The organism is Acinetobacter sp. 'aerobic (ED)' (assembly GCF_904886855.1).
GTDB lineage: Bacteria > Pseudomonadota > Gammaproteobacteria > Pseudomonadales > Moraxellaceae > Acinetobacter > Acinetobacter courvalinii.
In genome coordinates this window covers 183,171-197,054 of the sequence record NZ_CAJHGI010000002.1, presented here as the reverse complement: position 1 = coordinate 197,054, position 13,884 = coordinate 183,171, and the positions used below count along the sequence as shown (strand labels likewise).

The window sequence follows — 13,884 nt, the reverse complement described above, 5'->3', positions numbered from 1 at the left end:
AAAAACCACTTAACTTTTGGGGTTAAGTGGTTTTTGAATGATTTACAGCATGATTAATTGAACTGGGAAAAATCAGGCTTACGCTTTTGCATAAAGGCTTGTACCGCTTCCATCATTTCAGGAGAGCGTACACGTTGCATAAAAATTTCAGCTTCATCATCAACACACTGAATGATTTCAGCCAAGTCCTGTTTCATCAGTGCTTTAGTTTGTTTGATTGACGCCAATGGCAGCGCAGCTAAATGTTGCGCAGTTTGCTGTGCAGTGGCATAGACATCTTCAACCACATCATTGACCAGATTGGCTTTTACCGCCGTTGCTGCATCAAATTTCTTCGCCGTGAATAATAACTCGGCGGCTTTCTGGTAACCTGCCTGTTTGACCAGTAAACGGCTAGCTGCACCTTCCGGAGATAGGCCAAGGCTGACAAATGGAATCTGGAACAGGGCCGTATTGTCTGCAAACACCAGATCGGCATGTAATAAAATCGTAACCCCAATACCAATTGCAACCCCTTTGACTGCAATAATTAGCGGTTTTGAAAAACGGGCAGCTGCTTTTAATAACACAAATGGCGGTTGGTCGCCCGCTTTACCTTCATGCGGCTTTTGAATAAAGCCCATAAAGTCTTTCATGTCATTGCCCGCAGTAAAGTCTTGTTCTGCACCACGGAAGATCACCACACGAACGTCTTTATCCGCATCGGCTTCATCCAAAGCTTTTGCGATCCAAAGATAAAGTTCACCATAGAGTGCATTTTTTGCTTCTGAACGGTTAATGGCTAAGGTGAGTACGCCATCTTCTAAATTTGCTTGCAAATGTTGATGAGGTTGTTGAATACAGCTAAGTGTCATCGTACTATCCTTGCTTTAATCCAGATTGTTGTTAAGTGCACTCATTATGTCGCATATTTACCAGAATGGCACAACTGATGAGTTCACAAAAAAGTGAAATTAAGCCTATGTACACATTTGACTATCTCGTTTTTATTGGACGCTTCCAGCCATTTCATCTGGCACATATGCAAACCATTGAAATTGCGTTACAACAAAGTCAAAACGTGATCTTGGCTTTAGGTTCGGCTCAATCGGAACGTAACATCAAAAATCCTTTTCTGGCGGTTGAGCGTGAGCAAATGATCTTGTCGAACTTTTCTGAACAAGATCAAAAGCGGATTCATTTTGTCCATGTGGTTGATGTGTATAACGATGAAAAATGGGTCAAGCAGGTCAAAGATTTGGTCAACGGGATCATTCAACCGGATGCAAAAGTCGGTCTGATTGGTCATTTTAAGGATGAATCTTCCTATTATTTAAGTTTATTTCCTGAGTGGCAGATGGTGGAACTGGAGAGTTTGAAAGATTCAATTTCAGCAACGCCCATGCGTGAAGCGTACTATCGTGGGGAGATTCAAACCGATTTTTTCCCTGAAGGCACCATTCAGTTTTTAAATGACTTTCAGCAATCGGCTGTTTATCCAAAACTACAGCAAAAATTTAAGGATAATGATCGTTCCAATATTGATGAAGCTTGATCGCTTGGGGAGACTAGGCATCTTCCCAAAAGATAATTCGATTTGAAAATGGATCGGTGATACTCAGTTCCAAGGTTTCCCAATCGGTCTTCTCAATTTGAGGTTTGGCAAATTTATAATCTTTTGCATCCAGTTCCGCATGAAGCAAACTGAGATTTTCCCAGTAAATACGAATGGCACTGTGCGGGCTGGCATCTCCAAAATGCTCTGTTAAATGAATGATGCAATCTTCTTTGGAAATCTGTAGATAAAGTGGGAAGTTATCCCCAAAGCTATGCTGCCAGTCGAGTTGGAAGCCCAAATAGTCCAGATAAAATGATTGGGCAAGTTCGACATCGAAAATACGGAGAATGGGGGTAATTGATCCAGATTGCATGCTTATTCCTTTTTATCGAACACCAAATTGTTGAGTCCAATACGTTTTTTGCTTCGCGGATTGATCAACTGTACAGGCGATCGCATAGTCTGTAAATTTTGGATGCATCAAATTGCGACAATGCACTGGACTGGCCAGCCATGTTGCCATCACTTCATTCAAGCTATTTTGTCCACGTGCCACATTTTCCCCACCGCCGTGGCCTTTAAATTGTGTCTTTAAGCGGTTTCTAAAATCCTGACCTGTGCTGCTGGTGTGTCCGAGCATACTGTGTTGAGCCATATCCTGTGCATGCGCAAACGCACTTTGGGATAAAGCATGACTCCATTTTAAGGGAGCTACGGCAGGGAAATGCTGACCACCACATTGCTGGGGATGCTGTCGAATTTCATTGATTGCATTCAGAATAGCCTGCTGATAGGCAGGGTTTTGTATATCCTGACAGCGTATTGAGGCGGTCGGCTGATTGATTTGTGCGACACTAAAGGACTGTTGTTGAGATGTTGCAGGTGTACTTGTACTACAAGCGGATAAGAACATGAGACAGCTAAGGCTACAAAGTGGTTTTAGAGGATTCATTTTCAGTATCTTTTAATTATTTTTAATGTTCTTATCATACGCTAAGCAGCAAGTGAACAGCAATTTGCCTGAATAAAAAAAGGCGGATATGGAATCCGCCTTTTTATAGAATCGTCTTAAGCTGTTTGCAGGGCTTTTAAGTCTTCTAATACTTGTTCAGCATGTCCAGCCGATTTGACTTTGCGATAGCTTTTCACTAACTGCTGGTTATGGAAAATAAAGGTTGAGCGTTCGATGCCCATGACTTGTTTGCCATACATGTTTTTTTCTTTAATCACATCAAAATGTTTACACAGCACTTCTTCTTTATCGCTGATTAAATCAATACTGAGCGATTGCTTTTCGGTAAAGTTCTGATGTGCCTTCACTGAATCACGAGATACCCCGATAATCTGGCAGTTTAAGGCATCAAACTGATCTTTCAAGCAAGAAAAGCCTACTGCTTGAGTGGTACAACCTGGCGTTGAATCCTTAGGATAGAAATAGAGCACTAACCATTCACTGCCAGTTTCGGCCAGATTGATTTCACCTTGTGTGGTTGGGAATACATGATTTGGTAATTGAATATTCTCAGACATTGTTCATCCTTCGATAAAATTAGTTTTGCTCAAGTTCAAGCGGTAAAAAAGCATATTCTTCATGATAAACAATATCGCCGTGACGTACAGGAATAGCTTTGTTAAAAATTGGTCCGTCAATCACGGTGGTGTGAAATTCTCCACCTTCACCGCATGGATCAATACCGCGATCTTCCAACTCTTGGATGTATTCCAGGGTGAGAATTTTACCCAGATCTTCGACTTGCATACCCAGTTTCAGATTGATGGTGACGATGACACTTTTAAACCCCAGCTGAATAAATTCTTCGACCACCTCACGGTGAGGGCGTAACCAAAGTGGCATGCCCAGTTTCAGTCCCACTTGCTGGGTGACCCGATCATGCCAGCAACCATGCTCCGGCATATCCAGATCACCCGTTACCAATACTTCTGCACCATGTTGTTTGGCTTGATCGAGCAGGGCAATGAACCTTGTTTCATAATCAGCCCAACTGGAAGAGGTCATAAACACGGGTAAAGCAACCGCATCTGCTTGTGCGCGGATAATATCCAGTGGCATGGCATGGGAACGAGAACGCTGACCTTGTTCTTCCAGCATGACAATGAGCCCAATCACAGTGCCTGTTTGCATGGCATGGTATAGGGCGAGGGAACTGTCTTTACCACCACTGAACGAGACAATAGATTGTCGTTGCTCGGCATTGGCTTTCCATTGATCTTGCATGGTGTTATTCAACTGATTCTAGATAAAGGGGATTTTAACAAAACCCAATAAAAAAGCCTGCATAAATGCAGGCTTTGTTTTCAACAATACAGGCTTATTTTTTTGGAGCCTGTTGCTGTTGTTGAGCAGCTTTCATTGCTTCTTCAGTCAGTTTCTCTAACTTGCTGACAAGTGGAGCACCTAAACATGCTTGTAGGTCTTTATTTTGCTGTTGCACAAAACCTAAAGAGCTTGGGCTTTTCTTGGCATTAATCGCGCTCTGGATTTCCCATTTTTGCGCTTCAGTTACTTTACCTTGAGCATCAATCTGGCAACCACAGAACTTGCTAACTTCAGCCGCTGTTAATTTACCGCCTTTTGCAGTCTGGTCTTTACATACGTTGACCAATGCTGCTTTTACATTGGTACTTTTATACGCAGTTTGTAATGGATTATCAGCTGCGTGAGTTGCTGTCGCAAAAAGTGCAGCAGCTGACATCATTGTAGAAAGAATAAGATTTGATTTAGAAAACTTCATATAATGTACCTAATTTTTTACCCTAATATCGATTATTCAGCGTAACGCGTAGGATCCGCAATACCTGCTTCGATAAAACCTTGTTGACGTAAACGACAACTGTCGCATTTGCCACATGCACGTCCTTGAGCATCTGCCTGATAGCAGGATACCGTTTGACTGTAGTCTACGCCATGTTCGATGCCTAAGCGTATAATATTCGCTTTGGATAAATGTAACAAAGGTGTTTCTATTTTAAGAGGTTTTCCTTCAACGCCCGCTTTGGTTGCTAAATGCGCAAGATTGGCAAAAGCGTCAATAAATTCAGGTCGACAATCTGGATATCCTGAATAATCAACGGCATTGATACCAATTACAATGGCAGCAGCGTCAAAAACTTCGGCCACAGCAAGGGCATAAGATAAGAAAATTGTGTTACGTGCTGGAACATAAGTTACAGGAATCCCTTCTTGTAATTGTTCTGGGACTTCAATGTTATGATCTGTAAGCGCGGAACCGCCTAAATTGCCTAAATCAATATTAATGATACGGTGTTCAACGCCTGCACGTTGAGCGAGTGCTTTTGCTGCATCAAGTTCAGTGGTTGAACGTTGACCGTACATAAAGCTGAGGGCGATACATTCATAATTTGCCTGTGCCCAGGCCAGACACGTTGTTGAGTCTAAGCCGCCAGACAATAATACGATGGCACGAGAACGCATATTATTTTCCATTATTCAACCTAAAATAAATTTGAGAAAACCATTTCTGTGGGAGATATGGTTTTCATAAGCTTTTAACGACCGGATTCATCATTCCATAACAGTTTGTGCAACTGTAGCTGGAAGCGAACAGGGAGATGGTCTTCTAAAATCCACTGGGCCAAGTCGCGTGCCAATGCTGGCAGGGCAACTGCACCTTTTTCCACTGCAAAAGCAGGTGAGAACCAAACCGTACTCACTTGGTCTTGCAATTGGAACTGTTCCAGCTGTTGTTTTGACCATTCATAGTCTTCACGATTACAGATCACAAATTTAATCTGGTCATGCGGGGTGAGATGGTCAAGATTGCTGAACAAATTACGGTGATCTTCTTTCGAGGTGGGGGTTTTTAAATCCAGCACTTTGGAAACACGTGGGTCAACCTTGGAAACATCCAAAGCACCACTGGTTTCAAGAGATACCTGAAAACCAAGATCACAAAGACGTTGTAACAGGATCAGACAGTTTGGTTGTGCAAGCGGTTCGCCACCTGTGACACAAATATAAGGTGTTTTATGCTGGCTTGCGGTTTCGATAATCTGTTCCAGCGATAAACGCTCGCCGCCTTCAAAAGAATAGGTGGTATCACAATAACTGCAACGTAACGGACAACCTGTTAAGCGAATAAACACCGTCGGTAGACCAAAGGTATTCGCTTCGCCTTGCAAAGAGTAAAAGATCTCCGTAATGCGTAAACCAGCCGCAGGATCAGAGACAGGAATTGCAGAAGAACGTAAGGAAGCCATAAATAGTTACCACAGACAGGTGCCACACAAGCAGCATGCTACATAAAAAACAAAATCTCTACGACCATGACTGATCGTAGAGACGAGGAACCATTAAGTTCCGTATATATTACAAATTAGTCAGCGCGTAATAAATCGTTCAAGCTGGTTTTTGCACGTGTTTTTGCATCCACTTTTTTCACGATGATGGCTGCATATAAGCTGTAAGTACCGCATTTTGATGGAAGGCTACCCGCAACAACTACAGAACCTGCTGGTACACGGCCGTAGTGAATTTCACCTGTTTCACGATCAAAGATTTTGGTAGATTGACCGATGAAAACGCCCATTGAAATAACAGAACCTTCTTCAACAATTACGCCTTCAACGATTTCAGAACGTGCACCGATGAAGCAGTTATCTTCAATAATGGTCGGGTTTGCTTGTAAAGGTTCTAAAACACCACCGATACCAACGCCACCAGACAAGTGAACATTTTTACCGATTTGTGCACATGAACCTACAGTTGCCCAGGTATCAACCATTGTGCCTTCATCTACATAAGCTCCAATGTTGACATAAGAAGGCATTAACACCACATTTTTAGCCTGGAAGCTACCACGACGGGCAACCGCAGGCGGTACCACACGTACACCTGCAGCTTTGAACTGTTCTTCAGTCCAGCCAGAATGTTTGGTATCTACTTTGTCATAGAAACGAAGATCACATGATTCGATCGGTTTGTTATCATTGAGTTTGAATGAAAGCAAAACGGCTTTTTTCAGCCACTGGTGAACAACCCATTCACCATCGATTTTTTCGGCAACACGTAGTGTACCGTTATCTAAACCGGCCAATGCTTGTTCTACAGCTTGACGGATTTCAGTTGGGCAGTCCGCTGCACTATAGTTGGCACGGTCTTCAAATGCTTGCTCAATGATTGTAGAAAGCTGAGACATGATCTTCCTTCTTCCAAAAAAATTTTGAAGATTTTACACTAATTTTGTAGGGTCTGTTGCCATTTTATAAATAGGTTGCGTTATAAGCTAAAATTTTATCAGACGAGGCATGAAACGCAGGGAATGGCTATTCCCTTGCCAAGTTTCATAACGAAGTATGAGGGAGTTTTAGCTATAACCCTTTGGGACAAGGAGTTTTTTTGTCGCTACATCGTTATGTCTTGTTCATTTAGAAAGCCTAAACTTCACAAGCCATGCCTTGTAGCGCCTAAAAAATCTCCATTGTCGCAACCATAGATAAAGTGGCAGCAGACCCTCAGAATCTTTGAAAAAAGTAGTTACAATATTTTGTTTTAAAATTGAGCAACAAAACTGTCATAAAAATGGAGCTTATTGTTTTTTATCTATAATTTATAAATACATAATTCCTTCGAATTTGTATCAAAAAATAACAAAAAATAATCAGTTTCTGTATAAAAAAATAGCGCTATTTATTTTATGCTGTGTCCACAGTAACAATTATACTTTAAATAAGAGCATTTTTGAGGAGACTTCAATGAAAGCTTTGCGTGTTATGTTAGCAGCAGGTGCATTAACAGCGATTGCAGGTACTGCATTTGCGGCAGATGAACAAGTTGTGCAGGAATCTGTTTACGCTTTTCCTTCATACTTAGATCCAGTTTCAGTTCGTGCTGAAGTGGGTACTACTGGTTACGGTGGGGCAATTTCATACAAAGTCAACCCATACGTTAGCTTAAGCCTTGGTTACAATGGTGGCGATATTTCTTGGTCAGACAGTTTAAAAATTGATGGCACGAAATATGATATGGATATGGATAACAAAAATGCATATTTAAATGCTGAAATTTATCCATGGGGAACGAATCAAAATGCATTTGCGCGTGCGTTATACGTAGCGGCAGGTGTTGGTTATCTTGATAATAGCTATGATTTGAAAAAATCAGTATCTAACTCAAATGACACCATTAAAATTGATGGTTCTAACTATAACGCCCCAAGCGGAAATGGTTCGGTTAAAGGCCATTTAAATTATGATAACCAACTTGCTCCATACCTAGGTTTTGGTTTAAATACTCCAGTTTATAAAAACGTTGGTGTGTTTGGTGAAGTCGGTGCTTACTATACTGGTAACCCTGAAGTTGATTTAAAATCTGAAGGACTGGTAAAAGTAGGTGGTACTGAGTCTGGTCAAGCGGCAGCTGATCGTGAAGCAGACAAAATTGCCAACAAAAACAAATATGAATGGATGCCAGTTGCGAAAGTGGGTGTGAGCTTCAAGTTCTAATCCATGCATCCAGCATAAAAAAACGAGCGTTATGCTCGTTTTTTTTATGTCTGTGAAATAGACAATATAAAAGGCGCATCATGCGCCTTTTATGTTCAGGATCATTTATTCTTCGGGATAAGCCACTTTTTTCAAAGCTTTAATATCTGTTTCTGGGGAGCATAAGGAAATGAATTCATAACCGTAGCCACGTAGTAGATGGCCTTTACGCACTGCGATCCAGGTGGTATTCACACCAAACACATCGGTTTTGATCTGTTGTAGGCGATAATCACGTTCAGCATCATAAGCGACATCATTGACAATCCCGACGCCCATATTCAGTTCAACATAGGTTTTAATGACATCGGCATCAAGTGCTGACATTACGATGTCTGCATGAAGTTGTGCATCTTCAAAAGCTTTATCAATTTTTGAACGACCCGTGAAACCGCCGTGGTAAGTAATCAGCGGATAGTCAGCCAATACATCCAGGCTGATTTTATCTAGTTTTGCCAATGGATGGTCTTTCGGGGTAATAATGCTATGATGCCATTCATAATACGGCACACTGGCTAGATTTTCTTCTGTGGTTAATGATTCGGTTGCGATCCCGATATCGGCTTCACCCTGAAGCAGCATTTCTGCAATTTCAACAGGACTGGCTTGTTGTAAAACCAAATGAACTTTAGGAAATAGTTTCTTAAATTGATTCACAATCGGTGGCAGCACATAACGCGCTTGGGTATGTGTGGTGGCAATGGTCAGTGTGCCTTCATCAACTTTATTAAAATCATCGGCGAGACGTTTAATATTATCGGCATCGACCAACATGCGTTCCACGATGCTGAGTAAAGACTGACCTGGCTCGGTCAGACCCAGTAAGCGTTTGCCTTTACGTACAAATAACTGTACGCCCAGTTCATCTTCTAAATCTTTAATGTGTTTGCTGACGCCAGATTGAGAGGTATAAAGAGCCGCAGATGCTTCGGTTAAATTAAAGTTTTGGCGAACAGTTTCTCGAATAATTCTGAGTTGTTGAAAGTTCATAGTCTTTTTTCCACATAAGGTGAGAAACGGCTAAAGTCCTGCAAGGATAGTTTAACCGCCCTCAAAGTATTCTTCTAAGCAACTTGCGTTGATTGATCTGCAAATAAATGAAGTTGAGCCGCGCTGATCCAAACGGTTTGATTTGGTTTGAATTGATGTAAGTTCGCCTCTTCTACACTTAATAAAATTTCAATGGTTCGTCCACTACGATCTTGTAATTCAGCGACAACCCGGCCAGCAATCCATACTTCACGTAAGAAGGTTGCCTCAATGGTGTTGGCTTGAGGCTGGGTATGAATATGTAATTCATTTGGTCGTGCAAATGCAATGACTTTGCCTTGCGGGGCCTCAAGGCTGGTTGGTAACTGAATACGATCATCGCCGATACGGATAATACCGCCTGTATGCTCACCTTCAAAACGATTTGCTTGACCAAGGAAATCAAAAACAAAAGGCGTTGCCGGTTTTTCGTACACTTCGCGTGGTGAACCGATTTGTTCAACATCGCCTTTGTTCATGACAATAATTTGATCTGCAACTTCCAAAGCTTCTTCCTGATCATGGGTGACAAAGATCGAGGTAATATGCAGTTCATCATGTAAGGTACGTAGCCAGCGGCGTAATTCCTTACGGACTTTGGCATCCAGTGCACCAAATGGTTCATCCAGCAGCAAAACACGTGGTTCAACTGCAAGCGCGCGGGCTAAGGCAATACGTTGACGTTGGCCACCAGAAAGCTGGGCCGGGTAACGATCTGCCAAGAAGCCAAGTTGCACCAGATCCAGCAAGCGTGTCACGCGTTTCTTAATTTCAGCTTCCGATGGACGTGTGGCACGCGGACGCACACGTAAGCCAAAGGCAATATTGTCAAAAACGCTCATGTGACGGAACAGGGCATAATGCTGGAATACAAAACCGACCTGACGTTCACGCACATGGATATCGGTTGCATCTTCACCTTCAAGTAAAACCTGTCCGCCATCGGCAGATTCCAGACCTGCAATAATCCGTAATAAGGTAGTTTTGCCACAGCCTGAAGGACCCAGTAGGGCAACCAATTCACCTTCAGGAAAATCTAAAGAGATATTTTTTAGCGCATGGAATGCACCAAAGTGTTTTTCAATATTTTTAACTTGAATACTCATGTGTTTATTCCTTAGTGGCTAGGTTGATCTTGAGTGGGCTGATGTTGATTTGCTTGTTCTTGGCGGACTTCGAGCCACGTTTTCAAGATCAAAGTGAGAATCGCTAAAAATGCCAGTAACGATGACACAGCAAATGCAGCACTAAAGGTATATTCGTTATAAAGAATCTCGACGTGGAGCGGTAAGGTATTGGTTTGACCACGAATATGGCCAGAAACCACGGATACTGCACCAAACTCACCCATGGCACGTGCATTACACAAAATCACGCCGTAAATCAGACCCCATTTGATATTGGGTAAAGTGACTCTCCAGAAGGTTTGCCAGCCTGAAGCACCAAGTACAATTGCGGCTTCTTCTTCCTCGGTACCTTGTGCTTCCATCAACGGAATCAATTCACGTGCAACAAAAGGAACGGTAATAAAAATGGTGGCTAATACAATCGCAGGTACGGCATACAGGATTTTGATATCGTTATCCATTAACCAGCCACCCATCCAGCCTTGTGCACCAAAAATCAGCACCAGCATTAGACCCGCAATCACAGGAGAGACCGAGAATGGTATGTCTATAATCGTGGTGAGAATGGCTTTACCTCGGAACTGGAATTTGGCAACAGCCCATGCCGCTGCTACACCAAATACCACATTAATCGGAACCGCAATTGCTGCCGTGATTAAGGTGAGTTTGACTGCGGATAAGGTGTCCGAATCGGTCAGAGCATTGATATAGACTTCAATGCCTTGCTTGAACGCTTCAACAAACACTAGAATCAGGGGTAACAGTAAGCAGCTTAAAAAGAAGATTAAAGCCACAGCAATTAAGCTATAACGTACCCAGATCGGTTCACGGGTGGCGTCTCTGCTTTGCAGTTTGAGTGCCAAAGCATTGCTATTGGTATTTAAGCTCATTGCGCAACTCTCCCTGTACGGCGGCTTGCCCATGCTTGTACTAAATTAATTAAAAATAAGATGGCAAATGACAGAACAAGCATAACGACCGCAATCGTGGTTGCACCTGCATAATCATATTCTTCTAAACGAGAGATAATCATCAGCGGCGCGATTTCGGTTTTATAAGGCTGGTTACCGGCAATAAAAATCACCGAGCCATATTCTCCGACACCACGGGCAAAGGCCAAGGCAAAACCGGTAAGTACCGCTGGAAACAAGATCGGCAAAATGATTTTAGTGATCGTCTGCCAACGATTTGCACCCAGGGCAGAAGCCGCTTCTTCCAGCTCGGTTTCAATATCGCTCAATACGGGCTGTACGGTACGAACCACGAAGGGTAACCCAATAAAGATTAAGGCAAGAGTAATCCCGATTGGCGTATACGCTACTTCAATTCCAAGAGGAGAAAGATACTGTCCGATCCAGCCTGTTGGTGCATATAAAGAGGTAAGTGCGATACCTGCAACCGCCGTCGGTAATGCAAAAGGTAAATCGACTAAAGCATCGATAATACGTTTACCTGGAAAGCTATAGCGAACCAGACACCAAGCCAGTAACAAACCAAAAATAACATTTACTAATGCAGCAATCAGGGCTGCACTAAAACTAAGTTGCAAGGATTTTAAAATTCGTTCTGAGGTTAAGATTTCCCATAAGCCATCCCATCCAATCCCTAAAGATTTGATAAATACAGCAGATAAAGGAATAAGCACAATCAAAGACACGTAAGCGAGGGTGAAGCCTAATGAGAGACCAAACCCAGGCAGCACTCGGGAACGCTGCGACATGATATTTCCTCAAAGAGAAAGGTTTGCTAAAACCAGCAAATAAATAATGCGATAACTAAAAATATGGGGCGGAACTTAGGCAAACTTCAGATTAAAGTTTGCCTGACTCATTCGGGCAACGAACTGCGTCTTTTTTTCAGGTAACAGATAATTCAGGATTTCCGGAAAAGGGCCGAATCCGGAAGCAACATTGACATGACCCACAGCGCCTAAATTAATCGGTGTCAGTTTCCATGCCTGGGCCAGTTGTAATGCATCGACATATCCCAGCCAAGGATCATTTTCACTAATCAATAAGGTAGTAGGTACCTCAATATTGAGCTGCTGAAAATACTGTTGATAGTCTGTCAAGCTATGACGTGCAAAGCCGGCTTCACCAAAACGTGCTGGATTGGCAGGCGCAACCAGAAGCAGGTTTTTAACTTTGGTCCGGAGTTCTGGATGCTCAGCAAGTGCAGCTACGCTGGTCAAGCAGCCAAAGCTATGTGCCACGATTTGCACTGGCGCAGGCGCGGCTGCAACTGTTTTTACAAACTGGGCGATCCATTCACTTAATACGGGACGATCCCAATGTTTCTGTTCAACGCGAGAGCTAGACACGAGTTGCTGTTGTAACCAAGACTGCCAATGCTGCGCTTCGCTACCACCTACACCTGGAACAATTACCGTATGAATCATGTCCGCTCTCCCTATTTACCCGTCAAGTAAATTATTTGCCTGTGCTGTTCTGTTTGACGATTTGGTCAAACACACCGCCATTATCAAAGTGAGTTTTTTGCACTTTGGTCCAGCCACCAAATTCCTGATCAATTGTCACTAGTTTCAACGGCTTAAACACATTGCTATATTTCTTTAATACCGCTGCATTACGTGGGCGGTAGAAGTTACGTGCAGCAATCTCTTGTCCTGCCGGTGAATACAGGTAGTTCAAGTAACCACGAGCGATTTGTAGATTGCCTTTTTTCTCGGCATTCTTTTCAACCACAGCAACTGGCGGTTCTGCAAGAATAGAAAGAGAAGGTGTGACAATTTCGAATTTGCCTGGTTGCTCACGTACGGCTAGGTAGGCCTCATTTTCCCAAGCCAGCAATACGTCACCGATACCGCGTTCAGCAAAGGTTGTAGTTGCGCCACGTGCACCTGAATCAAGTACTTTGGTTTGTTTATAAATTTGACGAACAAATTCTTGAGCTTTGGCGTCGTTACCGCCTTTCTGGTGTTTTGCCCATGCCCAGGCACCTAAGTAGTTCCAGCGCGCACCACCAGAGGTTTTCGGGTTTGGTGTAATGATTTCTACACCTGGTTTAACCAAGTCACCCCAATCTTTGATTTGTTTTGGATTTCCTTTACGAACCAGGAAAACAATGGTTGATGTGTATGGCGTAGAGTTATTCGGTAATTTCTTTTGCCAGTCTGCTGGGAGTAACTTTGCATTTTGAGCAATCTCATCGATATCTGCTGCTAGTGCAAGTGTAACTACATCTGCATTTAAGCCATCAATCACGGAACGGGCCTGTTTACCTGAGCCGCCATGTGACTGTTTAAAATCGATATCCTGACCGGTACGCTGTTTCCAGAAGGTACCGAACTGTTTGTTAAAATCTGTATAGAGTTCACGAGTTGGGTCATAAGAGACATTTAAGAACTCTTGTGCCGCAAATGAAGAAACTGAGAGTAATGCAGCAATGACGCCGACTTTAACTTGAGAAAAACGCATGACAAACCCCTTAAAACTAAATCACTGTTTGGAATATGTACGCAGCATAACGCCAGTTTTTTTGCAAAAAAAATAATTAAAATCGAATTTGTTATGAAAAATATAGAAATATATAAAACAGATAAGCTTTGCTGAATTATTGATATATAACACATTTTTAATTCACTCTTTTACTTGTTATAATTGTTTAAAATCAAATGTTTATTTGTCTTTGGTCGTGCGGTCTTGTTGA

General features: G+C 42.5%; 17 protein-coding genes. 2 read left to right on the top strand and 15 right to left on the bottom strand.

Annotated features, from left to right (window positions below; genetic code table 11):
• Positions 1-53: 53 nt before the first annotated feature.
• On the bottom strand, positions 54-854 hold the full coding sequence (locus JO943_RS04465) for an enoyl-CoA hydratase-related protein (RefSeq protein ID WP_005229485.1): 801 nt from the start codon (positions 852-854) through the stop codon (positions 54-56).
• 107 nt (positions 855-961) lie between these two features.
• Between JO943_RS04465 and JO943_RS04460 the strand changes: the two genes are divergently transcribed.
• A complete protein-coding gene (locus JO943_RS04460; RefSeq protein WP_202740274.1) occupies positions 962-1,534 on the top strand; it encodes a nicotinate-nicotinamide nucleotide adenylyltransferase in 573 nt (190 codons plus the stop codon).
• 13 nt (positions 1,535-1,547) lie between these two features.
• On the opposite strand, the gene JO943_RS04455 is transcribed toward JO943_RS04460, so the two are convergent.
• The 8 genes from JO943_RS04455 to dapD form a co-directional block, all read right to left on the bottom strand.
• The gene (locus JO943_RS04455; RefSeq protein WP_202740087.1) at positions 1,548-1,910 is read right to left on the bottom strand and encodes a glyoxalase superfamily protein; all 363 of its coding nucleotides are present in this window, start codon (positions 1,908-1,910) and stop codon (positions 1,548-1,550) included.
• A gap of 12 nt (positions 1,911-1,922) precedes the next feature.
• Positions 1,923-2,489, bottom strand: a complete 567-nt coding sequence (locus JO943_RS04450; RefSeq protein ID WP_202740086.1) for a CAP domain-containing protein — start codon at positions 2,487-2,489, stop codon at positions 1,923-1,925.
• Positions 2,490-2,605: 116 nt separating this feature from the next.
• A complete protein-coding gene (locus JO943_RS04445) occupies positions 2,606-3,067 on the bottom strand; it encodes a peroxiredoxin (protein WP_202740085.1) in 462 nt (153 codons plus the stop codon).
• Between the two features lie 19 nt (positions 3,068-3,086).
• On the bottom strand, positions 3,087-3,773 hold the full coding sequence (locus JO943_RS04440) for a diphthine--ammonia ligase (RefSeq protein WP_202740084.1): 687 nt from the start codon (positions 3,771-3,773) through the stop codon (positions 3,087-3,089).
• 94 nt (positions 3,774-3,867) lie between these two features.
• Positions 3,868-4,290 carry a hypothetical protein gene (locus tag JO943_RS04435; RefSeq protein WP_005229494.1) on the bottom strand — a complete coding sequence of 141 codons (423 nt, stop codon included), beginning with the start codon at positions 4,288-4,290 and terminating at the stop codon, positions 3,868-3,870.
• Positions 4,291-4,322: 32 nt separating this feature from the next.
• On the bottom strand, positions 4,323-4,991 hold the full coding sequence (gene queC / locus JO943_RS04430; RefSeq protein ID WP_202740273.1) for a 7-cyano-7-deazaguanine synthase QueC: 669 nt from the start codon (positions 4,989-4,991) through the stop codon (positions 4,323-4,325).
• A gap of 74 nt (positions 4,992-5,065) precedes the next feature.
• The gene (gene queE / locus JO943_RS04425) at positions 5,066-5,776 is read right to left on the bottom strand and encodes a 7-carboxy-7-deazaguanine synthase QueE (protein ID WP_202740083.1); all 711 of its coding nucleotides are present in this window, start codon (positions 5,774-5,776) and stop codon (positions 5,066-5,068) included.
• A gap of 116 nt (positions 5,777-5,892) precedes the next feature.
• A complete protein-coding gene (gene dapD, locus JO943_RS04420; RefSeq protein ID WP_005229497.1) occupies positions 5,893-6,714 on the bottom strand; it encodes a 2,3,4,5-tetrahydropyridine-2,6-dicarboxylate N-succinyltransferase in 822 nt (273 codons plus the stop codon).
• A 556-nt stretch (positions 6,715-7,270) separates the two neighbouring features.
• Here dapD and carO point away from each other — a divergent pair.
• A complete protein-coding gene (gene carO, locus JO943_RS04415) occupies positions 7,271-8,020 on the top strand; it encodes an ornithine uptake porin CarO (RefSeq protein WP_005229499.1) in 750 nt (249 codons plus the stop codon).
• A gap of 105 nt (positions 8,021-8,125) precedes the next feature.
• Here the strand turns inward: carO and JO943_RS04410 are convergent, their stop codons facing one another.
• The 6 genes from JO943_RS04410 to JO943_RS04385 all read right to left on the bottom strand — a co-directional run bounded on the left by JO943_RS04410 (position 8,126) and on the right by JO943_RS04385 (position 13,652).
• The gene (locus JO943_RS04410; protein WP_005229503.1) at positions 8,126-9,049 is read right to left on the bottom strand and encodes a CysB family HTH-type transcriptional regulator; all 924 of its coding nucleotides are present in this window, start codon (positions 9,047-9,049) and stop codon (positions 8,126-8,128) included.
• Between the two features lie 74 nt (positions 9,050-9,123).
• Entirely contained in the window at positions 9,124-10,194 is a 1,071-nt protein-coding gene (locus JO943_RS04405; RefSeq protein ID WP_005229505.1) for a sulfate/molybdate ABC transporter ATP-binding protein, read from the bottom strand.
• Between the two features lie 11 nt (positions 10,195-10,205).
• Positions 10,206-11,105: a sulfate ABC transporter permease subunit CysW gene (gene cysW, locus JO943_RS04400; protein ID WP_005229507.1), complete on the bottom strand. Its 900-nt coding sequence runs from the start codon at positions 11,103-11,105 to the stop codon at positions 10,206-10,208.
• Entirely contained in the window at positions 11,102-11,935 is an 834-nt protein-coding gene (cysT, locus tag JO943_RS04395; protein ID WP_005229508.1) for a sulfate ABC transporter permease subunit CysT, read from the bottom strand. The genes cysW and cysT overlap by 4 nt, the downstream gene beginning before the upstream one ends.
• A gap of 75 nt (positions 11,936-12,010) precedes the next feature.
• Positions 12,011-12,613, bottom strand: coding sequence for an RBBP9/YdeN family alpha/beta hydrolase (locus tag JO943_RS04390; protein ID WP_005229510.1), 603 nt, complete (start codon positions 12,611-12,613; stop codon positions 12,011-12,013).
• Between the two features lie 31 nt (positions 12,614-12,644).
• Complete coding sequence (locus tag JO943_RS04385; protein ID WP_005229512.1) at positions 12,645-13,652, bottom strand: sulfate ABC transporter substrate-binding protein; 1,008 nt, start codon at positions 13,650-13,652, stop codon at positions 12,645-12,647.
• Positions 13,653-13,884 lie beyond the last annotated feature (232 nt).

What these genes read in the sequence shown, in the direction of transcription:
- JO943_RS04390 (WP_005229510.1), bottom strand. Translation starts at nt 12,613, where the DNA reads ATGATTCATACGGTAATTGTTCCAGGTGTAGGTGGTAGCGAAGCGCAG.
- cysT (WP_005229508.1), bottom strand. Translation starts at nt 11,935, where the DNA reads ATGTCGCAGCGTTCCCGAGTGCTGCCTGGGTTTGGTCTCTCATTAGGC.
- JO943_RS04440 (WP_202740084.1), bottom strand. Translation starts at nt 3,773, where the DNA reads ATGCAAGATCAATGGAAAGCCAATGCCGAGCAACGACAATCTATTGTC.
- JO943_RS04445 (WP_202740085.1), bottom strand. Translation starts at nt 3,067, where the DNA reads ATGTCTGAGAATATTCAATTACCAAATCATGTATTCCCAACCACACAA.
- queC (WP_202740273.1), bottom strand. Translation starts at nt 4,991, where the DNA reads ATGCGTTCTCGTGCCATCGTATTATTGTCTGGCGGCTTAGACTCAACA.
- JO943_RS04455 (WP_202740087.1), bottom strand. Translation starts at nt 1,910, where the DNA reads ATGCAATCTGGATCAATTACCCCCATTCTCCGTATTTTCGATGTCGAA.
- JO943_RS04465 (WP_005229485.1), bottom strand. Translation starts at nt 854, where the DNA reads ATGACACTTAGCTGTATTCAACAACCTCATCAACATTTGCAAGCAAAT.
- JO943_RS04405 (WP_005229505.1), bottom strand. Translation starts at nt 10,194, where the DNA reads ATGAGTATTCAAGTTAAAAATATTGAAAAACACTTTGGTGCATTCCAT.
- carO (WP_005229499.1), top strand. Translation starts at nt 7,271, where the DNA reads ATGAAAGCTTTGCGTGTTATGTTAGCAGCAGGTGCATTAACAGCGATT.
- JO943_RS04385 (WP_005229512.1), bottom strand. Translation starts at nt 13,652, where the DNA reads ATGCGTTTTTCTCAAGTTAAAGTCGGCGTCATTGCTGCATTACTCTCA.
- cysW (WP_005229507.1), bottom strand. Translation starts at nt 11,105, where the DNA reads ATGAGCTTAAATACCAATAGCAATGCTTTGGCACTCAAACTGCAAAGC.
- dapD (WP_005229497.1), bottom strand. Translation starts at nt 6,714, where the DNA reads ATGTCTCAGCTTTCTACAATCATTGAGCAAGCATTTGAAGACCGTGCC.
- JO943_RS04460 (WP_202740274.1), top strand. Translation starts at nt 962, where the DNA reads ATGTACACATTTGACTATCTCGTTTTTATTGGACGCTTCCAGCCATTT.
- JO943_RS04435 (WP_005229494.1), bottom strand. Translation starts at nt 4,290, where the DNA reads ATGAAGTTTTCTAAATCAAATCTTATTCTTTCTACAATGATGTCAGCT.
- JO943_RS04450 (WP_202740086.1), bottom strand. Translation starts at nt 2,489, where the DNA reads ATGAATCCTCTAAAACCACTTTGTAGCCTTAGCTGTCTCATGTTCTTA.
- JO943_RS04410 (WP_005229503.1), bottom strand. Translation starts at nt 9,049, where the DNA reads ATGAACTTTCAACAACTCAGAATTATTCGAGAAACTGTTCGCCAAAAC.
- queE (WP_202740083.1), bottom strand. Translation starts at nt 5,776, where the DNA reads ATGGCTTCCTTACGTTCTTCTGCAATTCCTGTCTCTGATCCTGCGGCT.